General features: G+C 38.2%; 19 protein-coding genes. 1 reads left to right on the forward strand and 18 read right to left on the reverse strand.

The features are described from left to right. Positions 1-6 precede the first annotated feature (6 nt). The 10 genes from PQR79_RS09465 to rfbB form a co-directional block, all read right to left on the reverse strand. Positions 7-2,313 carry a glycosyltransferase family 4 protein gene (locus tag PQR79_RS09465; RefSeq protein WP_238102778.1) on the reverse strand — a complete coding sequence of 769 codons (2,307 nt, stop codon included), beginning with the start codon at positions 2,311-2,313 and terminating at the stop codon, positions 7-9. Further along, positions 2,313-2,924 (reverse strand): hypothetical protein, encoded by a 612-nt coding sequence (locus tag PQR79_RS09470; RefSeq protein WP_238102774.1) that lies wholly within the window; start codon positions 2,922-2,924, stop codon positions 2,313-2,315. The genes PQR79_RS09465 and PQR79_RS09470 overlap by 1 nt, the downstream gene beginning before the upstream one ends. Beyond that, positions 2,924-4,240, reverse strand: a complete 1,317-nt coding sequence (locus PQR79_RS09475) for a glycosyltransferase (RefSeq protein WP_238102772.1) — start codon at positions 4,238-4,240, stop codon at positions 2,924-2,926. Before PQR79_RS09475 ends, PQR79_RS09470 begins: the two co-directional genes overlap by 1 nt. Before the next feature lie 30 nt (positions 4,241-4,270). Continuing rightward, positions 4,271-5,806: a sulfotransferase domain-containing protein gene (locus tag PQR79_RS09480; protein ID WP_238102770.1), complete on the reverse strand. Its 1,536-nt coding sequence runs from the start codon at positions 5,804-5,806 to the stop codon at positions 4,271-4,273. Positions 5,807-5,808: 2 nt separating this feature from the next. Further along, entirely contained in the window at positions 5,809-8,022 is a 2,214-nt protein-coding gene (locus PQR79_RS09485) for a coiled-coil domain-containing protein (RefSeq protein ID WP_238102768.1), read from the reverse strand. A gap of 76 nt (positions 8,023-8,098) precedes the next feature. Further along, positions 8,099-9,331, reverse strand: coding sequence for a hypothetical protein (locus PQR79_RS09490; RefSeq protein WP_274408463.1), 1,233 nt, complete (start codon positions 9,329-9,331; stop codon positions 8,099-8,101). Between the two features lie 90 nt (positions 9,332-9,421). After that, complete coding sequence (locus PQR79_RS09495; protein ID WP_238102765.1) at positions 9,422-11,518, reverse strand: hypothetical protein; 2,097 nt, start codon at positions 11,516-11,518, stop codon at positions 9,422-9,424. A gap of 91 nt (positions 11,519-11,609) precedes the next feature. Continuing rightward, on the reverse strand, positions 11,610-13,037 hold the full coding sequence (locus PQR79_RS09500) for a phosphomannomutase (protein WP_238102763.1): 1,428 nt from the start codon (positions 13,035-13,037) through the stop codon (positions 11,610-11,612). 5 nt (positions 13,038-13,042) lie between these two features. Next, on the reverse strand, positions 13,043-14,449 hold the full coding sequence (locus PQR79_RS09505) for a mannose-1-phosphate guanylyltransferase/mannose-6-phosphate isomerase (protein WP_238102761.1): 1,407 nt from the start codon (positions 14,447-14,449) through the stop codon (positions 13,043-13,045). A 91-nt stretch (positions 14,450-14,540) separates the two neighbouring features. Then, positions 14,541-15,620: a dTDP-glucose 4,6-dehydratase gene (rfbB, locus tag PQR79_RS09510; protein WP_238102760.1), complete on the reverse strand. Its 1,080-nt coding sequence runs from the start codon at positions 15,618-15,620 to the stop codon at positions 14,541-14,543. A 104-nt stretch (positions 15,621-15,724) separates the two neighbouring features. Between rfbB and PQR79_RS09515 the strand changes: the two genes are divergently transcribed. Further along, a complete protein-coding gene (locus PQR79_RS09515; protein ID WP_238102758.1) occupies positions 15,725-15,931 on the forward strand; it encodes a hypothetical protein in 207 nt (68 codons plus the stop codon). Between the two features lie 103 nt (positions 15,932-16,034). Here PQR79_RS09515 and PQR79_RS09520 read toward each other — a convergent pair whose 3' ends face one another. The 8 genes from PQR79_RS09520 to PQR79_RS09555 form a co-directional block, all read right to left on the reverse strand. Beyond that, positions 16,035-16,376: a four helix bundle protein gene (locus PQR79_RS09520; protein WP_238102756.1), complete on the reverse strand. Its 342-nt coding sequence runs from the start codon at positions 16,374-16,376 to the stop codon at positions 16,035-16,037. A gap of 547 nt (positions 16,377-16,923) precedes the next feature. Continuing rightward, a complete protein-coding gene (gene rfbD / locus PQR79_RS09525) occupies positions 16,924-18,018 on the reverse strand; it encodes a dTDP-4-dehydrorhamnose reductase (protein ID WP_238102754.1) in 1,095 nt (364 codons plus the stop codon). A gap of 42 nt (positions 18,019-18,060) precedes the next feature. Beyond that, complete coding sequence (rfbC, locus tag PQR79_RS09530; protein ID WP_238102752.1) at positions 18,061-18,606, reverse strand: dTDP-4-dehydrorhamnose 3,5-epimerase; 546 nt, start codon at positions 18,604-18,606, stop codon at positions 18,061-18,063. Between the two features lie 359 nt (positions 18,607-18,965). Continuing rightward, complete coding sequence (gene rfbA / locus PQR79_RS09535) at positions 18,966-19,877, reverse strand: glucose-1-phosphate thymidylyltransferase RfbA (protein WP_238102747.1); 912 nt, start codon at positions 19,875-19,877, stop codon at positions 18,966-18,968. A 64-nt stretch (positions 19,878-19,941) separates the two neighbouring features. Continuing rightward, entirely contained in the window at positions 19,942-21,438 is a 1,497-nt protein-coding gene (locus tag PQR79_RS09540) for a KpsE/RkpR family capsule polysaccharide export protein (protein ID WP_238102740.1), read from the reverse strand. Positions 21,439-21,440: 2 nt separating this feature from the next. Beyond that, on the reverse strand, positions 21,441-22,091 hold the full coding sequence (locus PQR79_RS09545; protein WP_238102738.1) for an ABC transporter ATP-binding protein: 651 nt from the start codon (positions 22,089-22,091) through the stop codon (positions 21,441-21,443). A 27-nt stretch (positions 22,092-22,118) separates the two neighbouring features. Continuing rightward, positions 22,119-22,904, reverse strand: coding sequence for an ABC transporter permease (locus PQR79_RS09550; RefSeq protein ID WP_238102736.1), 786 nt, complete (start codon positions 22,902-22,904; stop codon positions 22,119-22,121). Continuing rightward, the gene (locus tag PQR79_RS09555; protein ID WP_238102726.1) at positions 22,904-24,643 is read right to left on the reverse strand and encodes a polysaccharide biosynthesis/export family protein; all 1,740 of its coding nucleotides are present in this window, start codon (positions 24,641-24,643) and stop codon (positions 22,904-22,906) included. The genes PQR79_RS09550 and PQR79_RS09555 overlap by 1 nt, the downstream gene beginning before the upstream one ends. Positions 24,644-24,648: the final 5 nt, after the last annotated feature.

Here is a 24,648-nt window from a genome sequence, read left to right on the forward strand (position 1 = left end):
TAAAATTTAAACATTACTGTATAATTTAAGATTATGTAAACTTGTCACTTTTGACCAAGAGAAATCTACTAGGTATTCGCAATGTTCATCCTCAGAAGTTAACAAATTTATTTCATCAACAAATTGAGTTTTAAAATTACAGAACTTAGCAGCATTATTAGTATAATAACGAGTAGATGGCAAGTCTGAAGTGACTATCGTTGTACTTGCTGCAACAGCTTCTAAGATTGCGTTGTTAGCAGCCCCTCCTTTCAATGGCAAAAACATCAACTCACAACGCCGGTATAACCAATGAAGTGCTCGGTCTGAAATGCCGCTATTCAGCAACAGAATATTTTCATCATCGTTACCAAGCACTAATTCTAAGCCTCTTGATACCGCAACAAATACAATGTCGTTTTGCGCTTTAAACGAACGAGCTACTTCTAAAAACATATCATAATCACGCAACCAGTTACCGACGGTTATGATAATTTTTCTACCTGCAAACTTAGTTTGCAACTGATCTATTTCTTCAAGTGCGGCATCGGCAACATCAACGGGTAATGAAGGCATAAAATGTTCATGCGCAACACCGTGAGGTACAACAACTAATTTACTTTCTTCAACGCCCAAATCCAAAAAACTTTGCTTTTGACAAGGGGACATCAACTGTATAGTGTCAAAGCCTTTAAGGAAAGATGCATCAATTATTAGCTCTTTAATTACATAGTCTGGCTGATGAAAAGTAGCTACTAACTTAGGGCCATTTTTGACGGCACCATTCAATTTTGCCAATGCAATCATTAACCCAGCATGCTCACCATCAACAAAATGAACGACATCGTAGCTGTGGTATTGAGCTAAAATTTCCTGCTCTGTTTGAAATGCATTTACTTGATAAGATTTAATATACTGATTTGCAGTATTTAACAAGTCCCAACGTTTGCCATCATTTCTAAATGGTGTTTCTTGATGACCAAGAGGTATAAGCACTTCTTCCACATCAAAGCCATATTCAGGTAAATATTCTACAAAACCTCCTGGGCCAGATAACTTAGTAAAATGTCCATATGCAGTGCGTACCACCAGAATTTTCTTTTTAGCTTCAAAAATCGAGTTTTCACTGGTTTTTTCAGAAAGATTTAATGCTTTAAATAAGTGTTTACCAAAATCATCCAAAAGTGTTTTTACGTAAATATTATTGTAAATTTTGGGCGTGATTACATTTAAATGATTTGACTTAAGCAATCGAACAAGTGCGTCACTATCACCATAATCAACAGCATTAAAGTTAGCACCAATTTGAGTTAACTCCTTAGCATGCCATGTGTTATTACAAACAACTATAGACTTATCCTGAGCATGCCTTAAAGTGTCCCATAGAACGCCAGACGTTTTATATTGATAATATTCAGGATCATAAAGTAAAAAGTAGCACGATGCAGAAGCAAGTAAATTCTCATAAGCTTTCTTATCAAGATTGCCATTAATAACTTGAATATTCTTGTCGTTTAAAGCAACAAGTTTATTGACTAAAGGTAAATATACATCTGAACCTGGGAATTCATCATTATAGTGAAAAACAAACTCATAATTTTTGCAGGCTTCGCTCAACTTACAAATAGCATCTATAGTAAACTCGATACCTTTATCCCATTTAGGTCCACCAAGATAGGTTAATACTCTTTGTTTTTTTCCATTTGAAATATTTTTACCTCCACCACATACCGATGGATGAAGGTTCATTTGCTTCTCTGGCCACAACATCTGGTAAGCATCAAGGTAAAGTTGTGTTGGAGACTCAATTCTAAAACAAAAACGTCTTTCATTTTCTAACTTTTTAAAAATACCAAAAGCAAATTTATGCCTCATGTATTCTCGTAGACTTTGCGTTTTAGCCTCTCCAAACTCGACAATTCTACCAGGAGAAAACATGGTAGATATATACACATCAATGCCTGAAACACCGTAATGATATAATGCTCTCGCTAATCCCTCATATACATAACTAAATGCCGTGTGTATGATTATTTTTTCACCTACATTTAATTCAAGCATTTTAAACAAGTCACAGAAATGCTGATAAAAGTCTTCAACAATCACTTCATATTCATCAGGTCCTAAATCATGATAACCAACGGGATACATGTTAAGGTCAAAATACGATAACACCTTAGCTTGCCCGAAATGACCTCCAGAATAATGTTTCCCTGCCACGATAATTAGTTCATCACATTCTTGACATCCTGAAGAAATAAGGCTGTTTACAACTTGATGATGGGAATCTTGATGTTCAAAACCAGGATCTAAGACAATATATTTCTCGGCCATTATTTAGCTCCTAACCCATTTTTGATAAAATAGTCTGCAGCATTATCGAGTTGATAGCCTTGTTCTATATGCGCTACAATTCCATTTGAAACTAAACCTGTGCGAATACAAAAATGTAATTCTTGCTGTGTCATTTTATTATACTCATTTCGTTCAAACATCAACAAAGCAGTGAGTGGTAATGTAAGTAGTCTCTCACCAGATTCTTCCTTGAAAAATGTTTTAAATTGAAAGTGAATAGAACCTGAACCTTCAGGGATATCTAATTCAACAAATAAGTCCCCCTCTTGGTTTTCAGTCACTGTAAACTCAATGTCGCCACCCAAATCATTCACAATACTTACAGACTCTAATCGCTTTATAACTTCACTTATACTTATTATTCCTAGTGGTAATACAAGAAGCGCACTAAACGGCTGCGGTATACATTGAAAGTAAATTTCTGGTTTATCACTCAGCCAAGAAAAAACGATACCGTTATAAACTTCTGCAGGATAATTTCCTGCCAAACATATTTGTTTATTCTGTTTTAATTGCTGAGCAACTCGTTTTACTTGCGATATATTTTTCACATCGCTATTTGAGATGAAGTGATAAAAAGGTGATAACACTAGATTGTACTCCTGACTTTTTTATATAACGCAAGTAGTTCATTTGCAATATATTGAGGTGAGTAGTTGACTGAACTCCCCTCTCTCCAAGCAATAGTTGTCTCTCGTAAATCGCTCACTATCCCTTTTAACAGAATGTCACATAAAGCTTCAGAGTATCCATCTTCCGACACTTCCTGAACTAATCTTCCGTTTAAATTGTGATGAACAATATCCGGGATGCCACCTAAATTGAAGCCTAATACAGGACAACCACACATCAAAGCTTCTAAAATGATATTGGCAAAATTTTCTTCAATTGAAGTAAAGGAAAGTAAATCGGCCGACTGAAATAATTCTTTTACTTGCTGCTCATTCAAGATACCCAAATGTTGGTAAGAAACATCTGGATGAGTGCACTCTAGAATATGATCTCCTCCTCCAAAAGCTACAAATTTGATTTTAGGTAGACTTTTCAAACCAAACTTTTTAGTGTTAATTTTTTTTACAGCGTGCTCAAAAAAACTAAAACCTTTACGGATTTCATGATTGTTTTCGGCACCAGATACAATAACCAACTCTCTTGAGTGAAAGCCTAGTTTTGATCTAAGCATTTCACGTTCGCTGTTAGAAAGCGGTTTGAAAAAATTAATATCCACACAGTTCCTTATAACCGAACTGCTTTTATTGCCAAGCGTACCACCTATGGATGAAGCTCTATATTCCTCTTCTAACCAATTACTTGGAAAAATATAATGAGGTTTTATTTGTTCGAAGGTGCTTTTCTTTTCGTGATGAGAAGATGAGATCAATGCCATCGAATCTGCATTCAAGTGTGAGCAGTCACTGCAATCAAGTGTATGTTTATTACAACCAGCATCATAATGGCATGCACCTGTAAAATGGTTCATGTCATGTCCTGTTATAACTATCTTGACCTTTATTTCATTCAGGTCTAGCAACAACCGGGAACTAACCAAATTAGAAGTCCAGTGAAGATGAACAACATCAAACTTCTCTTTTACTATATAATCAAATATTAACTGATCAAATTCTGTTTCTTTTTTCCAAAGAGACATGTATGTGTTACTTACATTTGTTCGGTTTTTAACAAGGTAGTTTTGAAAAATCAAATCTGTTTTTACATATTTAGCCATATTAGGCTTTATAAAAATATTATCCCCATCTACTTCTAAAATCGCTTCATATTGCTCCCAGCATTGCTTAATAAATAAATGCTTTACTTCACAACCAATTGATCTTAGTGCTTCAGCTTGGCGTTCTGCGGCTATTGTAGCCCCGCCACCATGATTCGTTGATAGCTTTAAAATTTTCAAGTTAACTTAATCCTTTATCTTCATAAACTATTATAAATACGCGTTATCTGTTAACCACTTCCTATAACTGACTTCAATTTTATTTACAATATCTGGAGATAGTTCACTCCTGAAATCAGTCTTCATACTTGAAATATGGTTTGGATGAAGTTGAGTTTCCTTATCATATTTAGTAGGTGCTTTGGTCTCAGCGAGAAAATGTAAAACGTCATCAACTGTTGCTTTATCTGATTCTATTTCTAATACACTGCACACTTCATCAACCAAATTGTTAGGTTCATTTAAAATTCTTGTATATTCAATCTCAAAATTTGACTTGTTTTTCCAAAATGGATGGACGGAATCAACTAAACGAGCAGCTTCTTTTAACACTGTTGTTTCTTCATTTTCTATCCACCCCATTCTCATTAACGATACAAGAACATTTCTAATATCTCTGCGTGTTGAAATAATTACATCTGCCTGACTAGAAAGCCTATGTTCGGGGCTATGCACTTTAACAATATGAATTTTTGATGGGTTACTAGGAGAATAATCGTCGATCCAACAGCTATAAAAATCTAATTTTTTACTTTTATGAATTTCACGCACACAGTTAAATAACCAAGTGCTACCGCTTCTTGGCATGGTTGCTATAAGTATAAGCCTTTTATCTTTAGGCTTTAATAAATTTTGCAAAATAAAATAACTTTCTGAACTACCAACGTCCTCCATATCAGGACATGTTTTAAGTTTGGTGTTATAGCAATCAATATCACTTGCTTTCCATCTATCGAGCAGGGGCATATTAATTTCAAAAGACATTAATTCAAAACTGTCATTAAAACCTATTTGAAAATATTCACATATTGTTTCAACTGTTTTTTCTGGCGAAGCGCATAAATCCTCATACTTAACAAGTTTTGCAGAAGAATAATCTGATATAAAAGTTAACACTCTATCGCAATACTCATTAAATGATAGAGTTCTATTTTTAAAGAAATCTGCACACGCTAATGACGAAAAGGAATCTATAGTATCTCGGTATAACACTACAGATATAACATTGAAGTCTTCCTCTAGCAATTTCAATATCGATTGATTACTTATTTCTTCTGAGAACAAGTAATCATAATAAGCATTATCCCGAATAACCAAATTTAAACCAAGCTGAGTCACATGTTGATAGATATTTTTAATATTTTCTAGAAAAAGCTGTCCATTTAGTTTTGAACTTAGAGGTATTTTTGTATTTTTTACTGCACTTGTCAGCTCCAATGAGGGTGAATCACGGCTAGCAACTAGAAATGGGTGAACTTCATTTAGTAAATAGACGTTAGGCATTGCCGAGATATACTGAGCAAGTTCAGCACCACCGCTACATGCTAAATGGTGGATTATACGAATCGTTGGTTTTTTAGGTTCATGCTTTTGGCAAATAGTCTCACAACGATCTAATAGTGATTGCGTATCTAGGGCCTCGTCTAATATTGCTGGATAATTAGTCTCATCCATTAACACCGACTCATCGATGAGTTCTACAGCTTCATCCAGTTGTTTTTTAAATAATTCAAAATTAGAAGGCATTATTAATCCCTCTCAACATGTTCTATAGCATTAAGTAACTCTGGGTGCTCCTGCTGCAATTTAAAGTAATATTTTGATGCTAAAGTTAACTTTTGCTTTAACTCTTTAACCAGCTCAATCAACTCTTGTTCTGACTGTACTTTTTCAGCATAACTTTTACGCAGGTGTTCTAAGTCTAACTGTGATTTAGCCAATATTTTTTGGCCTAAATGACTGCTACGACTCATTTCTTTTATTTCTTGCTTATGTATTTCAAGTTGGTTGCTTAATGATTCAGCCCAGCTTTTATGCTCTAAATGCCATTTATTCTCATTGTCACGCTGCGTAGTTCTCTCTATTAACTCTGCTTCTAATTCGGTGATTTTAGATTGTAGTTTTGTGATGTGTGATGAGGACTCATCGCATTTAGCCTGTAAATCTTTTTGTTGTTGTTCTAATTGGCTTTTTATCTGCGTTTTTTCAGCCTCAACCTTGTTCCTCTCATCTCGCAACTTGTCACTTGTTACTTTTAACTCGTCTCTCTCTACTCGTAACTGGTTACGCTGCTCTACTGCCTGTGCTCTTTCAGTTTCAACCTTGTCACTTTCTGCTTGCAACTTTTTACATTGCTCTACCGCCTGAGCTCTTTCAGCTTCAACCTTGTCTCTTTCGACTTGTAACTTGTTACACAGCTCTACTGCTTGCGCTCTTTCAGCTTCAACCTTGTCTCTTTCTGCTTGTAACTTGTCTCTATCTTCTCGCAACTTGTCACTTGTTACTTTTAACTCATCTCTCTCTGCTCGTAACTTGTTTCGTTGCTCTACCGCTTGCACTCTTTCAGCTTCAACCTTGTCTCTTTCGACTTGTAACTTGTCACTCTCATCTCGCAACTTGTTTCGTTGCTCTACCGCTTGTGCTCTTTCAGCTTCAACCTTGTCTCTTTCTGCTTGTAACTTGTCTCTATCTTCTCGCAACTTGTCACTTGTTACTTTTAACTCATCTCTCTCTGCTCGCAACTTGTTACATTGCTCTACCGCTTGCACTCTTTCAGCTTCAACCTTGTCACTTGTTACTTTTAACTTCTCTCTATCTACTCGTAACTGGTTACACTGCTCTACCGCCTGGGCTCTTTCAGCTTCAACCTTGTCTCTTTCTGCTTGCAACTTGTTACATTGCTCTACTGCTTGTGCTCTTTCAGCTTCAACCTTGTCTCTTTCTGCTTGTAACTTGTCTCTATCTTCTCGCAACTTGTCACTTGTTACTTGTAACTTGTCTCTCTCATCTCGCAACTTATCACTTGTTACTTTTATCTCGTCCCTCTCTACTCGTAACTGGTCTCTTTCTGCTTCTAACTGGCTAAAGTCATTGGTTAATGCTAAAAACTCTTCACTTGCATTGAGCTGATATTGCTCTAATTGTAATTGTGCTTTTTTATCATTTTCACTAAGTCGTTGTTCATTTTTTTGTAACTCAGCTTTCAGTGATTCTACATTTTTAGATAATTGTTGATTTAACTCATTGACTTGCGAAATTGAATCAGACAACTTAGTATCACCTGAGATTGATGATGATTGATTTTCATTTAGCACCAACTCGTAAGTTATAAATACTGAATCTGACTTTACTGAGACCAACTCATAACCTAGAGCAAGTAAATGATTAAACGCCTTGAACTTCGCTGTTGAATATTCAGATGATGAGCTATCTTTAATTGATTGAATAATAATATTATCAAATAAAGCCAACTCGCTATAATGGCTTTGATTAATAAAATCAAACTCTAATCCATTAAGCTGAACAACTAACATTGTTATTTTGCTTTCGGTGAGTTGCTTATCATTAATGGCAGGGATTAACTTTACGACATCTTCAAGACAAAATGGATCGGCTAATGACTCTTCAATAACTTTTAAATTTTTAAATTTTTGCGTGAGCTTATTGACACTCTTTATACCACTAAACTGTACCGGTTGTGTTAATTGAAAGTTAACTGAGTTTTCAAAAGGGTTGACCACCTTGTGATAAACAGAAACATTACCAACCTTTTCAAATTGTTCATTTAATGACTCGCACTGACTTAACACCCCTTCGAACAAGTGAATGTGTGTAGGTGATAACGTTTGATAATAAGTTACATCTGTTCCTGTACCGGCTCCTAAATGAACAATAACATTCATTTTTGCTGATTTAGTTTTTTCATTACTTAACGGTTTTGATGATGAAAGATTGTTACTCATTACATTATTCCTTTAAAGGAGGCACTAAGCTTATTTTTATTTTTTAAAATATTAATAAAAATATTAACTAGCAAACTTAATCAACAATATTGTTAAACCATTCTGTTAGTGCAACGAACAGTTTATCACTGTAGGTGTTATTTTTTTCGCCTACTGGTTCTTTTGGATTAACAACCTTAGTCACTTTTAAGTTTTTAGGGCGAATGTTAACTAACGTTTTATTAAGTTCTATAATACTGTTACAGTAAAAATGGGTTAAATTGAGTCGTTTGGCTTCACGACTTATCCAATTCTCTGACATATTTATAACGTCTAGTTGGTGGTATGCTGCTAACCAGAGCACGCCAGAACTTTGATGTTGATACACTGTTGCATCATAGTTAAATAAAACCGCATCACTCGCTTTAAACAGTTTGATGAGTTCATGATGTTCTAAAAATTGATTAATTACGGTCAAATCACTATGTTCACCAGCTAAGCTTTTAAGCTTTATATCTGTTTCACGTAATATTTTTGAGTTATTGGTTATAGAGTACTGAATGACAAATTGACAGTTTGAGGCATTCGCTAACAAAATATCAGTAATATTAGGGAGTTCTGAAAAACCTTTATTTAACTTTGCATCGCCTGTATACAAGATAATCGTCACTTTATTATTGTCTGATTTATCTTCCACATTATCAGCTGTGATGACACCTGAATTATAAACATTTATTTGTTGATTGGAGTTATGGTTATTTTTTTGGTTTTCTCCAACCAGCAAACAAGGTTGGATATCAATGTTTATATCTAATAGTGATGAGTATTGTTTTTGTAACTCATAATCTACTGCAAAAAATTTAACACTGTCGTGTTTGGTTAAATGTCTAAAGGCCAACTCATAATGCATTTTACGCTTAATGCTTTGTGTTGAATCTAACGGGCTGTACATTAAACCGACGATTATTGTTGTTTTTGCAACATATTCAGCCCCATGATTTTGTTTCAATACATCTAATGCTAATGCTAACGCTTTAGCATGTTGCCAATTTAGGGTATGGCACCAAAATACTATTTTTTGCTCTTTCTTATTCGTCGAAAGGCACAATCTGATTGCACTAATATATTCTAAGGCAAGACGGCTGCAGTATTGCTGTAATTCTTGATAGCTAGGTAACTGGTAAAAATACTGGTAAAAATCGGTTGTAAAGTGATGAGTGACCTTAACCTTGCTGTTTAAGTTTTCTGTAAATGCTGTTGGGCAATCTTGGTGGCATAAAAGCTCAATACTAACGTGTTCATTATTTGTGAAGGCATCAGCTATCGCCAACACCGTCGCGGGGTGATGCCCTCCTAGCTCTCGTAAACCTGGGTCTAGTATTATCAGCCGTTGTTGAGAAGTTTGGTTAACCGACATTGATTATAACGTCATTAACGATAAGGTATTTTGGAGGTAATGTGGTGCACTCACATCACTGCTTATTGATATTGGTGTCCACAGTCCGCCTTGCTGGAATTTGATGTAATAAAACTCTAATTCTTCTTGCAATTGATTAATTTGCAATAATGCTAATTCATTTTCAGACTCTAAATCACATACCTTTAATTCAAGAGCATTAATTTTTGCTTGATATTCATTATCGTTGGCAATGGATTGCTCAATTGAAATGCTATTGGCCATTTTTTGGTTATACTCATCTTTAAGCTGTTTTAGTTCAGCATTTTTATGTTCAATCTTTTGCGACAGTGTCTGATTGTTTAAAAACGTTTGCTCAAGTTCTTCTTGTAACTGACTTATTTGCAGTAATGCTAATTCGTTTTCGCTAGTCAAAAACTCTTTTTGTCGTTCAGTTTGTACTAACAACTCGAGATTACCTTGATTATCAGCCTTGAGTTGTTCGCTATTAACAAACGATTGCTCAAGCTTTTCTTGTAATTGACCGATTTGCTGTAAGGCTAACTCGTTTTCACGAATTAACGATTCTTGTTGTCGTTCAGCTTGTGCTAACAGCTCGAGATTAGCTTGATTATCAGCCTTGAGTTGTTCGCTATTAACAAACGATTGCTCAAGCTTTTCTTGTAATTGACCGATTTGCTGTAAGGCTAACTCGTTTTCACGAATTAACGATTCTTGTTGTCGTTCAGCTTGTGCTAACAGCTCGAGATTAACTTGATTATCAGCCTTGAACTGTTCGCTATTAACAAATGATTGTTCAAGTTCTTCTTGTAACTGACTTATTTGCAGTAATGCTAATTCGTTTTCACGAATTAACGATTCTTGTTGTCGTTCAGCTTGTGCTAACAGCTCGAGATTAACTTGATTATCAGCCTTAAGTTGTTCGCTATTAATAAATGATTGTTCAAGTTCTTCTTGTAACTGACTTATTTGCTGTAAGGCTAACTCGTTTTCGTTGGTCAACAACTCTTGTTGTCTTTCAGCTTGTGCTTGTAACAGCTCGATACTGACTTGATGATCAGCCTTAAGTTGTTCGCTATTAACAAATGATTGTTCAAGTTCTTCTTGTAATTGACCAATTTGCAGTAATGCTAATTCGTTTTCGCTAGTAAGCTTTGCTTGCACTATTTCTGACTGTGCTAATCTGTCAATGAATGACGCCGTATCAAGGGCTAACTGTTGTTGTATTTGTTTGTTTTGCTCTGTAACAGCATGATGCTCAATTGCCAGCTTTTGGCTTTGGGTGTGCGCGAGCTCAAGCTCTTCTTGCAACTGGTTTATTTGCAATAACGCTAATTTTTTTTCGGCATCGCCTGCCGTAGCTTGCTCTTTTAACACGCTATTTTGCTGTTGCAAATCATCATTGTGGCTTGCTAATTGTGTTACATCATGTTGAGTCTCTTTAGCCGTGGTTAGCAACATTGATAACCCAATCGCTAGCCTTGCTTCTGCAGGTAAACCATAGTCGGTTTTAGTAATGTCTGCAGCGCCTTCTAACTGCTCGAACAATTGCTGTAGCTGAGGATTGTTTTTGATACTGTTAATAGACTGAACGATTTGGGCGATGCTCAGTAAATTTTCAGCTTGTTGTTTTACTGTTAGCGTTTTAAGCACTAAGCCAGAAACACTATTGAGTAATTTAACGATTTGCTCAACATGGTTAACGATATCTGCTTGATTTATAAGATAAGAGTGCTCCATATTGGATAAGTGCAGATCTAGTATTGCGCTTGAATGACTGACCCAATCTTGCTCGCTGAGTGATGGCGCTATACTCACTTCAGGCGCTGAATAAAATGAAATATAATGATAATTATCGCTATTTAAAGGGGTACTATTTAGTAACTCAACATCACCATTATAAAAGTAAATCGCGACTTTATCTTGGTATTCTGTTTGTGTTTTACCTTGCTGTAAGTGCAATAAATAGTCATTTAATTGTTGTAGGTTATTACTTGCTACAGCGTCATTTAAGTTAATTGCATTGTGACTTACAAACATATCAACTAACGCTTGTTTATTTTCGATATTTAATAAACCACAAAAAACCAATAATTTCATGATATGCCCATTAGTGTATGTTATGACTTAAATTGTTATTTACCCAATCAACCTGAAGATGCATCTTCAGGTTGATTGGGTATAGGTCCCATTATAGGGTTTGTAGTTTTAACAGCGTGTTATTAACATAATCGATTGCATGTTGCTCAACATCTGATTCGGCATAACAACGTAGCTCTGGCGCATTACCTGATGGACGTAAATGGATAATATCTCCGTCATGAAAGGTAATTCTTAAGCCATCTGTTTGGTTAATATTTGCGATAATTTTTTGGGTATAACCCAGTGCTAAAACAAATTGTTGTGGTGCTTCTGTCGCGTTGGCGATGATAGCGTTACTGCGCTCGGTTGCGAAATTTTTAATACGATCGCTAGCCGTAATGCGTTTAGGTAAAGCATTAACCGATTTTGATAACGGTTCTGTCATGCTTGCAGTTAAGGCAATAATCGCCGGTAATACTGCGTCTCGAGTCGGTAAGCTTTTTAATACCTTGTCACCTACTGCAATATCACTGCCTAACAAAAAGCCACCGTTGGCCTCAAACCCAGCAAAAGAACGGTATTGATTTTTTAGCGTGTCAAATGCGGCAATAACATAAGGTGAACCGATTTTTGTTCTTATAACTTGCTTAAAACGCTTTGTTAACTCAATGGCCGTATTACAACTCACAGGAACCGCTAGCGCCTCAATATTTAGTGCTTGGGCGCACAGTAAGCCTAAAATATCTCCTCGTAACCATTCGCCATGTTCATCGGCAAGCAATGGTCTATCGCCATCCCCGTCGGTAGAAAATATTGCATCGAGTTGATATTGTTGAGCCCATGCTCTGGCTTTTTGTCTGTCTTCTTCGGCTACGGCCTCGGTATCGATGGGCACAAAAGTATCTGTTCGCTCAAGTGCAATGACCTCTGCACCCAGTGTAGTGAAAATATGGTGGTATAAGTCTCGGCCCGCGCTTGAATGCTCGTAAATACCAATGCGCTTACCCATCAGTGGTTTATTTGAGTACAGTGACGTGTAACGTGCAATATATTGAGTAGAAGCATCACTATTTGTTGATAAACTAGGGATATCGGTTATGGCGTTAAATTCAACGCGAGCATTTAAGATGTCTTGTTCATCTTGTTTACTTATTTCACCGTCTGCTCTGTAAAACTTTAAGCCATTACGGTCAAACGGAATGTGGCTGCCTGTAACCATAATGCAGGGTATGCCTTGTTGCATGGCTACATAGGCAAGAGCAGGCGTTGGCACTACACCATAGAAAATAACCTCTATATTGGCTTGTTTGGCTGCTTGCGCGCAAGCCATTGCCATAGTGTAACTACTGGGCCTATTATCAATAGCAAGTGCTAATTGAGTCAATTTGCTGCTAGCCTGCATGACGCTAATAAACGCATGGGTAAATGCTGCACACACATCGTGAGTAAAGTCGCTGACTAGGCCCCTAGCGCCACTCGTACCAAATGCAATATTGCTGTTGGTTAGCACATCATAACTATTGAGTGTAGTTGACATAGTGATTACCCCTTGACTCGGCCATAACGGTCTTCGAACCTAACAATGTCGTCTTCGCCCAAATAACTCCCTGTTTGCACCTCAATCATTTCGAGTGGTATTTTCCCTGGGTTTTCTAGTGCGTGAATTGTCCCTAGAGGAATATAGGTTGATTGGTCTTCTGTAACAATAATGGTTTGTTCACCGTTGGTGACTTTAGCGGTGCCAGAGACAACAATCCAATGTTCGCTGCGGTGATGGTGCATTTGAATTGATAATTTTTCACCGGGCTTAACCGTAATTCGTTTCACTTGGTCGCGGTCGCCAAAGTCAATAGAGTCGTACTTACCCCAAGGTCTGTACACTTCACGGTGCAAATGATGCTCAGTTCTATTGCTTGCTTTAAGTTGTTCGACAATGGCTTTAACATCTTGAACGTTATCTTTATGGGCAACCAATACTGCATCTTTGGTTTCGATAACGACAATATTATCAACACCCACAGCAGCAATTAATTTATGCTCAGCATTAAAATAGCTATTGGTGCTATTGTGGGTTAATACATCGCCTTGCAAAACGTTATTATTTTGGTCTTTGTTAGAGATATCCCATAGCGCAGACCAGGCACCTACATCACTCCATTGTGCATCTAATGGGATGACCACAGCATTAGCTGTTTTTTCCATGACGGCGTAGTCGATTGACTCCGATGGGCATTGTTCAAATTGCTGTTGATTAATGCGTACAAAATCTAAATCGGCACTTACGTCTGCCATTGCCGCTTCGCATGCTTGATAAATATCTGGACGGAATAGCTTTAACTCATCTAAATACTGCGAGGCTTTAAATAAGAACATACCGCTGTTCCAGTAATAATCACCGCTGTCTAAATATTGTTGAGCCGTCTCTAGGTTTGGTTTTTCAACAAATTGGCTGACAGTGAAGCCATCAAAGCTATTGTCACCACGCTTAATATAACCGTAACCCGTTTCGGCATGTGTAGGTACAATACCAAACGTCACCATTTTACCTTGCTGAGCAGCAACAATGGCTTGTTTAACGCTTTGCTCAAATGCTGCAGAGTCTTTAATGACATGATCGGCAGCCAGCACCAGCATCATGGCATCTTTATCTTGTTTTTGTAATTGAAAAGCAGCTAGTGCAATGGCTGGGGCGGTATTGCGCCCAACGGGTTCTAAAATAATTTGCTGTAATTGGTCAATTTCTCTTAACTGTTCTGCCGCCAGAAAACGATGGTCTTCGTTGCAAATAACGATATTACTGTGAGTAAACGGCAAGGTGCGATTAACCGTTTCTTGCAACATGCTATATGAACTGGTTAATTTTAAAAATTGCTTTGGGTGAAGAGCTCTAGACATTGGCCATAAACGACTGCCCGTTCCACCGGCCATAATAACTGAAGTAATATTCATTTCGACTACCATAATATAATTTAAATAAGTGCGTTATTAGTGTTTAAATACCTAAAAGTACTTAATTGAAGTCAGCTTAGCGGTAAGCTTGTTAGAGTAATGGCTGCCACCATTGCTGGTTGTCTAAGTACCAGTCTAAGGTTTTAGCAAAGCCCGTTTCAAAACTTTCTGCTGGGACATAACCTAGTTCGTTATTGGTTTTTGTGGCATCAATAGCATAGCGTCTGTCGTGACCGGCACGGTCTTGCACATAGGTGATTAAGTTTTCAGTTTTACCGGCAATCGCTGATAAAGCATTTGGGTAACGTTCAGCTAAGTTTGGATTGGCAGCAAACTTTTCGCTCATCACTTTACAGACTAACTTAACGATATCGATATTCGCCCACTCGTTGTTACCGCCAATGTTGTAGTTTTCGCCTATGCGGCCTTTGTTAAGCACTAGGTCAATACCTCGGGCGTGATCTTCAACGTATAACCAATCACGAATTTGCTGACCATCACCATAAACCGGCAATGGTTTGTCGTTAAGGATGTTGGTGACAATTAACGGGATCAGTTTTTCAGGGAAGTGGTATGGACCATAGTTATTTGAACAATTTGAGGTTGTTACCTCTAAGCCATAAGTGTGGTGATAAGCACGTACTAAATGATCGCTCGCCGCTTTTGATGCTGAATAAGGCGAATTAGGCGCGTATGCCGTTTCTTCGGTAAATGCAGGGTCTGTTGCACTTAAAGTACCGTAGACTTCGTCGGTACTCACGTGATGGAAACGGTGTTCTGGTGTAGGGTTGCCTTGTGCTTTTGGCTCGTCTATCCACTTTTTCTTAGCTGCTTTTAATAGACTATAGGTGCCTAGAATATTGGTTTCAATAAAGGCATCTGGCCCTGTGATTGAACGGTCTACATGTGACTCTGCGGCAAAGTGAACAATGGTATTGAGTTGATGGGTATCAATAAGGGATTCGATTAGTGCGGTATCACATATATTGCCATGCACGAATATCATATTACTGTTATTGGCAACGATATCTAAATTGGCTTTATTACCTGCATATGTCAACGCATCTAAAACAATCACTTTATCTTGTGGATATTGTGCTAACCAATAGTGAACAAAATTAGCACCGATAAATCCTGCACCACCTGTGACCAGTAAATTACGTTGTTCCATTTTTATATTCCATTTAACGATTTTAGGGCTTTACGCCCGTTAGTTTTAATCTAAAGTGACGAGTGACGAGTGGCAAGTTACAAGTGACAAGTGACAAGTGACAAGTGACAAGTGACAAGCTGCAAGCGGCAAGCGGCAAGCTGCAAGCTGCAAGCGGCAAGCTGCAAGCTGCAAGCGGCAAGCTGCAAGCGGCAAGCGGCAAGCTGCAAGCGGCAAGCGGCAAGCTGCAAGCGGCAAGCTGCAAGCTGCAAGCGGCAAGCTGCAAGCGGCAAGCTGCAAGCGACAAGCGACAAGCTGCAAGTGACAAGTGACAAGTAACAAGTGACAAGTAACAAGTGACAAGCGGCAAGCGGCAAGCTGCAAGTGACAAGTGACAAGTGACAAGCGGCAAGTGAACAAGTGGTGTGACTGAAGTTATTGAAGCTTTTTGGCCATTAGACTTGCAATCATTCTTGAAATTTCTTCTGACTCTCTAATCCATTTATTACCGATTTCAGATGAAATATATTCAATCTTAATTCCGATATAGATTTGAGTTCTTAATTCTCCGCAAGAACCTTTGGCATAAGACAAAAAGTTAGCAAACTCTTTCCTACTTTTTCTTTCAAAACCCTCAGCAATATTTGAAGGTACTGACAATGAAGAACGTGTGATTTGATCTTTAAAACCAAAATCACGTGAACTCCTGAAATAAGTATAAATTTCAGCTGACAAAATCACCGAACGATTCCAAATTTCAAGGTCTTCAAATCTCATAAACAGTCCTTTTCACTGTTATTTAGTGATTCTAAACCTTAGCCCAACACTTAACTTTTGTCTGTTTGCTTTTTAGCTTATTTCACTTGCTAATTTCTCAGATCTTCTTGTTACTTGTCACTTTCACCTTTAACCTGCTCTTTTCTCAGATCTTCTTGTTACTTGTCACTTTCACCTGTTCTTTCTCAGCTCTTCTTGTTACTTGTTACTTTCGACTTTAACCTGCTCWTTTCTCAGCTTTTCTTGTTACTTGTCACTTTCACCTTTAACCTGCTCTTTTCTCAGCTCTTCTTGTTACTTGTCACTTTCGACTTTAACCTATTCCTTTCTCAGCTCTTCTTGTTACTTGTCACTTTCGACTTTCACCTGTTCTTTTCTCAGCTCTTCTTGTTACTTGTCACTTGTCACTTTCGACTTTCACCTGTTCTTTCTCAGCTCTTCTTGTTACTTGTCACTTTCGACTTTCACCTATTCTTTTCTCAGCTYTTCTTGTTACTTGTTACTTGTCACTTTCGGCTTTAACCTATTCCTTTCTCAGCTCTTCTTGTTACTTGTCACTTTCGACTTTCACCTTCTCAGCCTCAAGCGCCTGTAGCATAGATTTTAATTGTGCGCGCCAGTGTATGGTTTTTACACCTGTCAGCTCTTCTGCTTCGGTTTTGTTAATAATACTGAATGCAGGGCGTTTTGCTGGCGTTGGATAGCTTGATGCAGGTATTGCGCTGATGGGTATTGCTTTATTGAGCAAGCCTTGTTCTATTGCTAGCTCTTGGATTGCAACTGCAAAGTCGTACCAGGATGCTACGCCCGCATCGGTCCAATTAAGAATTGTCGTCTGATTTAATGTCTTGCTCTCAGCTCCAACCTTGTCTCTTGCATCTTGTATCTTGTATCTTGCCTCTTCAGCCTTGTTACTTGCTACTTGTATCTTGTATCTTGCCTCTTCAGCCTTGTTACTTGCTACTTGTAACTTCTCTCTTGCCTCTTCAGCCTTGTTACTTGTTACTTGTATCTTGTCTCTAGTCTCTTCAGCTTTGTCACTGCTCTTCTGCACTAACGCCCAAAGCATATTAGCAAGACCTGCAGCCCAAGTGGGTGTACCGACTTGATCATACACAACACCTAATTGCTCTTTTTCACTCATTAAGCGCAGCATGGTTTTTACAAAGTTATTACCAAACTGAGAGTACACCCAAGCTGTACGCACTATGATGGCCTGTGAGCCTAAAATGCGGCTAACAGCTTGCTCACCTGCGAGCTTAGAGGCGCCATAAACACCCAGTGGATTTGTTGCATCAGCAGACACATAAGGCGTGGTTTTAGTACCATCGAAAACAAAGTCTGTTGAAATATGAATTAATTTTGCATTAATGGCTTTACATGCAGTTGCAAGGTTAGCTGCACCCATTTGGTTAACGGCATAGGCTGCATCAATGTCTGACTCGGCTTTATCAACTGCTGTGTAAGCTGCAGCATTAATAACGATGTCGGGCGAAAAACTGATTAATATCTCGTTCACCATAGCAATATCGGTAATATCAAGTGACTGACTGTCAAAGCATTGAATTTCTATATTGTCAGGGCAACTGCGTTGTAGTTCTGAACCAAGCTGGCCATTTTTACCTGTTATTAATACTTTCATTTTAGTTTTTGTTCGTCTTTTTATGGGTGGTATTCAATAACGTTAAAAAGTTGGCGCATCTGCAAACGCTAATCCTGCTTCATCTTTGGCTGACAATGATGGTAATTTACCATCAACGAGTGGCCACTGAATGTTAACAGTTGGGTCGTCCCATTTAAGCGACACTTCAACCGATGGGTTATACACATCAGTACACTTGTATACAAACTCGGCCTCTTTAGATGTTACATAAAAGCCATGAGCAAAGCCTTCTGGCACCCAAAGTTGGCGTTTATTTTCTTCGGAGAGATACACCCCAACCCATTGGCCAAAGGTGGCTGAATTTTTACGCATGTCAACGGCAACATCAAACACTTCACCGCGCGTGACACGAACTAGCTTGCCTTGTGTATTAGCTGTTTGATAGTGAAGACCGCGTAATATGCCATGAGAAGATTTACTGTGATTTTCTTGTACAAAAACACGCTCAGCGCAATGCCGGTTAAATAATTCTGTGCGAAAGGTTTCCATAAAAAAACCACGCTCATCACCAAACACTTTTGGCTCAATGATTTTTACATCTGGAATGGCTGTTTCTATAAATTTCATAATCTCTCTTGATGTTTAAGTGACAAGCGGCAAGTGACAAGTAACAAGTGACAAGTGACAAGTGACAAGTAACAAGCGGCAAGCGGCAAGCGGCAAGTAACAAGTAACAAGTAACAAGCGGCAAGTAACAAGCGGCAAGTAACAAGCGGCAAGTAACAAGCGGCAAGTGACAAGCGGCAAGTGACAAGTGACAAGTGACAAGTGACAAGCAGCAAGTGACAAGTAACAAGCGGCAAGTGACAAGCAGCAAGTAACGAGTTGCAAGTGACAAGTAACGCGACGAGTGGATTGTTTTTTCTAAGCCTTTACTTGTGACTTGTGACTTTCTACTTTAACCGTCTCAGCTTTTCTGCTTCTGCTTAAAATACTTTTTGTTCTAATATGTCGAGAAGGTATTGTCCGTAGCCTGACTTTTTAAGTGGTGCGGCTAACTCGCGAAGCTGTTGTTCGTTGATATAACCCATGCGGTAGGCTATTTCTTCTGGGCAATTGATTTTTAATCCCTGGCGTTTTTCGATTGCACGGATAAAGTTTGCGGCATCTAATAAATCGTCTAATGTCCCTGTGTCTAGCCATGCGGTACCACGGCCCATGATTTCAACATTTAACTCTTGTTTAGCCAGGTATTGCTCAATGACATCCGTAATTTCTAGCTCGCCACGGGCTGAGGGCTTCACATTTTTAGCGTACTCAACCACTCGGTTGTCGAAGAAATATAGCCCTGGAACAGCATAATTTGATTTAGGCTTTAACGGCTTCTCTTCAATCGAAATCGCTTTACCAGATTCATCAAACTCGACAACACCATAAGACTTAGGATTTGAGACATGGTAACCAAATACGGTTGCCCCCGTTTCACGCGAGGTTGCATTTTGCAGTGAAATCGATAAATCGTGACCATAAAACAAGTTATCGCCAAGTACTAATGCCGCACTTTGCCCTTGTAAAAAATCTTCAGCGAGTAAAAACGCTTGCGCTAAGCCATCTGGGCTTGGTTGCTCAACATAGTCAAAGCGGATGCCCCAATCGCTACCATCACCTAATAACTCTTTAAAACGCGGTAATTCATCTGGGGTTGCAATGACTAAAATTTCAGTCATACCAGCAACCATTAACGTTGAAATTGGGTAATAAATCATTGGCTTGTCATACACTGACATTAATTGCTTACTGACAACTTTAGTTAAAGGATATAAACGTGTACCCGTTCCACCCGCTAAAATAATGCCTTTACGTGTAAATTTGTTAATAGGTTTTGAAACAATGTTCATATAAAATCCGAAAAATAAATCGAGATACGAGATACTCTCAAAAGTAAGAATCAGTCAATGGTGACTAACGAAGTTCTTTTGCTGTGGCGATAATAATTTTACCGATACCAAATAACATTAACTGAAAAAGTAAGAATAATAATATGTTATAAATACTTTTGGGATATTGATTGTCTTGAGGCAGTGTTGCTGACTCTACAACCACTAAATATTTTAGTTGTCGATATGCCTCTATTCTTGCTTTGTCGAGCGATATTTCTGAAGATGTATAGCCTTTTAGTGCTAATTCTAACTCAATTTTTAAATCGGCAAATTGTGTCAGAATTTCGCTCACAGAAGTCATATTTATTGCCAACGAAGGATCTGAACTGTTGCCATTACTTGAATCGTTTGTCCCTTTACGCTGTAAAGACAAACGCTCGCGCTCTAACTCCAGTTGATTTTTTAATGCGGTTAATTCTGATTCCAGCATAACAACTTGTGGTGCCTTTGCAGTCATTACCGACTTTAACCCTTTTAGTTCGGCACTTTTTGTTGCAATTAAGCTTTCTAAACCATAAGTGATTTGCTGAAATGCAGCCCCCTCAGCCTCTGGGTCAAGTAAGTTATTTTTTTGTTGAAAGGCCAAAATATTTCGTTGTACATCTCGCAGGCGGGTTTCTACTTTTTGATGTTCACCCTGAATGAATTCTAATTGTGCATCTGCGAGTTGATGGCCAATGGAATTGATATACCACTCAGCGCGGTCAACAATCGCTTGAGTTAACTGGTTAGCAAATTCAGGTGAGTAGCCTTGAGTTAATATTTTAATTACACCCGATTTATCATCAATTTCAATCAGGGTGTGAGCAGTATAATATTCAAGTAATTCTTCAATGGTCGCATCACTGCTCAAACGAGAGAAAATATCGCCACCCTCATGATAATGTTGCTGAATATTAAACTCTTTCTGTAAATATTTAAGCATATCTTCAGAATGAATATAAGCTTTAACCAATTCAGTATCTGCCATTGAGCTAGACCCAACACCTAGACCGCTTAAAATAGCCATTGATGGGTCCATTGTCGACATACCGTCTGGCTGTTGGATAATCAGCTGTGCTCTACTCTCATACCTTGGTGCCGCCCAGACCAATTGATAAAACGCGAATAATACAAAAGGGAGCACTAAAAACAAAAACCAAGGTTTATTCACTTTTTGAGAATTAGGATGGTTATTTATACTTGACGCCATTGATGAAACTTTGGTCATTAACGTTGGAGCTTCATGGCTGACGGTGGGCTCAATATGACTCGATTCTGTTGAAGAACTGGTTTGTGTCATTTTGGCTTTAGAAGCAATTTCTGCAGACAATCTATTTAATGTTTTATTAATATTGTCATTATTAGGTTGTAGATTTCGTGCTCTTTGCATAATGCGACGAGCCAAATAAATATCATTTTTTTCAACTTCATTTGACAGCTGAATTAGTTTTTCACCGTTATCCCAGATTGACTTGTCTGTGCGGAGTCCTATTTCTTGAAAACGTTGTTCTATTTTATCTATTGCTTGCTGACTCATATTTATAATGCCTGATACTGAGCAATACCTTGCTCTAGATCGTTGTAAAAAGTTAATTGACCTTGATGTAACACAATGGCACTGTCACAAAAGTGCCTGAGTTCATCCATTTCATGACTGACCATAATCACATTGGCATTTTTACTTTTTTGAGTAAGTGCTTGGCGTGCTTTATTTCTAAAATTGGCATCGCCAACAGAAGTGACTTCGTCGATTAAATACACATCAAAATCAATACCGATAGAACACGCAAATGCTAATCTAGGCTTCATGCCACTTGAATAGGTCATAACTGGTAAGTCAAACTTTGGTCCAAGTTCGGCAAAATGTCTGACACGTTTAACATACGTATCGAGATCTGCGACACCGTTTATCATGCCGATAAAGCGGGCATTTTCAGCCCCGGTCATTTGCCCATGAATACCCGTTGTTAATGCAACTGGCCAGGACAAATGTAAGTCAGTAATTATTCTGCCTTTATTAGGGTACTCGCTGCCAGCTAACATTCTGAACAGGGTTGATTTACCTGCACCGTTACTGCCTAGAATGGCAATATTATGTCCCGATGGGATATCAAAACTGACGTTCTTAAATATGTATTGATGACCAAGCGCTGAAGGATAGTATTTAGTGATATTTTCAAGTCTAATCATTAAACATATCCAATGAAAATTGGTTTATCATCGACTTATCGCCTGCTTCCATGATATGTGGTAAATAGACATCGAAAAAAATAACATCACAAGTGTGGTAGTAAACAAATAAAACTCACTCACCCCCTCTGCACTATATGAGCTATAAGCCGCATGTCTTGTTAATTCAATACTGTGTAAAATAGGATTCCAGTCTAGGTAATGCCAATACTCTTTGGGGATATCGAGTAAAGAAAAGAATACTGCTGAAATAAAAAATAATGGCCTAACGAGAATAGTTTGTACTTTAGCGACTTCAGGGATATAACACTGAATAATGGCAACCGTTAACCCTAATGAAAAACTAATAATCCACAAACACCCACCACAAACTAAAATTGTGAGCGGATCGTCGACCCTAAAATCCATTCCGATAAAATACATAATAATCAAGATTATGATGTACACAGCTATTTTTACGAGTAGATAAAATAATGCGGTTGCTAACACGCTGCTGATTGGCTGTACCTGCCTAAAAGCGAATAAAGCTTTATTTTTTTTTATCGAGTTGGAGCTGTTCATAAATGTATCTAAAAATAACTGAATAAACAGCATGCCATACATCATAAATTCAAATGTGGGTATGGTATGGGTGTCTGCCCCGCTCATACGACCACGAAGAAAAGACAATATAAAAATGAAAGACAGTGGACTAACGACCGCCCATGCTAACCCTAATTTATCATTAAAACTGGTCCGAATTTCGCGCACAAAAAGGGCAAATATGACGTCGCGCCATATTGCCCAATTATTTCGTTTTATAATCGTGGTCATTAATTTGTGGCTACATTGGCAGCAATGGCAATTTGGTAAATAATTTGAGTGACGTCTTTAATCGACTGCATGATTTTTGCGTCGACTTTAGGCAGCACTAAAATTTGGTCGCCCGCTCTTAGAGGACCTTTGGCATTGAGGTCTATCATTCCGTTTGGATGAATAACCATAATTTGCTCATAGTTTGCGCGTTCGCTATAACCACCGGCCCATGCGATATAATCTTCAACACTGGCATTTTTATTAAACACTAATGCTTGTGGCATGAGCACTTCACCACCCACTTGAATTAAATCTGTTTTAGCAGGAATAAATACGATGTCGCCTTGTTCTAGCTGAATATTAGCGACTTTACCTTGATCAGAGATAACAACCTTACCCAGTGGCATTATCTTGCGTGCTCGCTCGGTGAATTCAAGGATCATCTTGCCTTCTTCTGCGCGAATTTTTGCTTCTCCGTCGGAAGACGCTGGCGCAGTAAACACACTTCGCTCTAAACGTTCAAGAGATTGATCAATCATCTCTTTTTGTTTTTGCGCAACACTCTTACGTTGAATGTAGATAGACTCATAGTCTGTTAGATTTTTATCCACTTCAATTTGAGCAAGTAGGTCGTGTAGTCGGGTTTCTTTTTTTACCGCAAAGTACGAGGGGCCTAAATAGCTACCTGATATTTGAATATCGAAAACTTGTGCACGGATATCGTCATTAAAGATAACGCGGTCACCATCACGTAGGTTAAAGGTTTCAAAATCATTGTAAGGTAAATATACGGAAAAGGGTCCATCAATACGATCACCGACAATGCCTACATGGCTGACTTTAGCCAGAGGCAAAGCAAATTTAGCCAATTGTTGGCCATTTGCTTGGTTACCTGTAAATTCAAATCGGAATGGGTTTCTTACGCTACCAGACACAACCACAGTGGCTTTTTGTCGTTCGACTAAAATAACGTCATTATCTTTAAAATTAAATTTAGGTAGGTACCCTTTTAGCATGAAGTCGTATAAGTCTATCTCTTGTACAACCTGATTTTGACGAAGTACTTTAATTGAACGATAACTACCTCGCTCGGAGTCTATACCGCCAGCTCGTTTTAAATAATAAAGAATACTGTCTGATGCGATACCGGCATATTGACCAGGGCGGATAACACTGCCACTGATATACACACTCACAGGGGTAGCGGTTAAAAGGTTTACGTAAATTTCGACACTATTTTTATAAACTTGTTTAATTTTTTGACTAACAAAATTGTTTAATTGGCTTGCTTTTACGTCAGCTACATAAACAGGCCCAACATTGGTAATGAACAAGTTGCCTTGATTATCAACGGTTATGACTTCTGATTGATTTATCGCGCCCCATAACCAAATAGAGACTTTATCACCTGGTGCGATGGTGTAATCTTCGTTTAAACCGTCGATTCGCTCGCTCTCATACCCACCAGCAAATAAATTAGCACCAAAAGGCGGTGGTAGACCAATTTCAGATACCGGCAGTAATTCTGCTGCGGTCATTTCTCCGGGTAGCATAATCCCATCACGGGGTGCTTTGGAATAAGTGCTATTTTCTAGAGAAGCATTGGGTAACGCTGTTTGTGTTGTGCCCATGCTTTGTAGGTTAGTTAATGACATTTGATTGGGCTCTGCCGCAGTTGCGCTGAACACCCATAACTGGACACTCGCCAGTAAACCTATAAGCAATTTATGACAATATATTTTGATAGTTTTATTCATGTTAA

This window comes from Shewanella metallivivens (assembly GCF_028750675.1).
GTDB classification, from domain to species: domain Bacteria; phylum Pseudomonadota; class Gammaproteobacteria; order Enterobacterales; family Shewanellaceae; genus Shewanella; species Shewanella metallivivens.

Excerpts from the sequence above, each read along its gene's own strand:
- PQR79_RS09540 (WP_238102740.1), bottom strand. The coding sequence starts at position 21,438 with ATGAGTCAGCAAGCAATAGATAAAATAGAACAACGTTTTCAAGAAATA.
- PQR79_RS09505 (WP_238102761.1), bottom strand. The coding sequence starts at position 14,449 with ATGAATATTACTTCAGTTATTATGGCCGGTGGAACGGGCAGTCGTTTA.
- PQR79_RS09545 (WP_238102738.1), bottom strand. The coding sequence starts at position 22,091 with ATGATTAGACTTGAAAATATCACTAAATACTATCCTTCAGCGCTTGGT.
- PQR79_RS09480 (WP_238102770.1), bottom strand. The coding sequence starts at position 5,806 with ATGCCTTCTAATTTTGAATTATTTAAAAAACAACTGGATGAAGCTGTA.
- rfbA (WP_238102747.1), bottom strand. The coding sequence starts at position 19,877 with ATGAACATTGTTTCAAAACCTATTAACAAATTTACACGTAAAGGCATT.
- PQR79_RS09550 (WP_238102736.1), bottom strand. The coding sequence starts at position 22,904 with ATGACCACGATTATAAAACGAAATAATTGGGCAATATGGCGCGACGTC.
- rfbD (WP_238102754.1), bottom strand. The coding sequence starts at position 18,018 with ATGAAAGTATTAATAACAGGTAAAAATGGCCAGCTTGGTTCAGAACTA.
- PQR79_RS09485 (WP_238102768.1), bottom strand. The coding sequence starts at position 8,022 with ATGAGTAACAATCTTTCATCATCAAAACCGTTAAGTAATGAAAAAACT.
- rfbB (WP_238102760.1), bottom strand. The coding sequence starts at position 15,620 with ATGGAACAACGTAATTTACTGGTCACAGGTGGTGCAGGATTTATCGGT.
- PQR79_RS09500 (WP_238102763.1), bottom strand. The coding sequence starts at position 13,037 with ATGTCAACTACACTCAATAGTTATGATGTGCTAACCAACAGCAATATT.
- PQR79_RS09555 (WP_238102726.1), bottom strand. The coding sequence starts at position 24,643 with ATGAATAAAACTATCAAAATATATTGTCATAAATTGCTTATAGGTTTA.
- PQR79_RS09520 (WP_238102756.1), bottom strand. The coding sequence starts at position 16,376 with ATGAGATTTGAAGACCTTGAAATTTGGAATCGTTCGGTGATTTTGTCA.
- PQR79_RS09495 (WP_238102765.1), bottom strand. The coding sequence starts at position 11,518 with ATGAAATTATTGGTTTTTTGTGGTTTATTAAATATCGAAAATAAACAA.
- PQR79_RS09465 (WP_238102778.1), bottom strand. The coding sequence starts at position 2,313 with ATGGCCGAGAAATATATTGTCTTAGATCCTGGTTTTGAACATCAAGAT.
- rfbC (WP_238102752.1), bottom strand. The coding sequence starts at position 18,606 with ATGAAATTTATAGAAACAGCCATTCCAGATGTAAAAATCATTGAGCCA.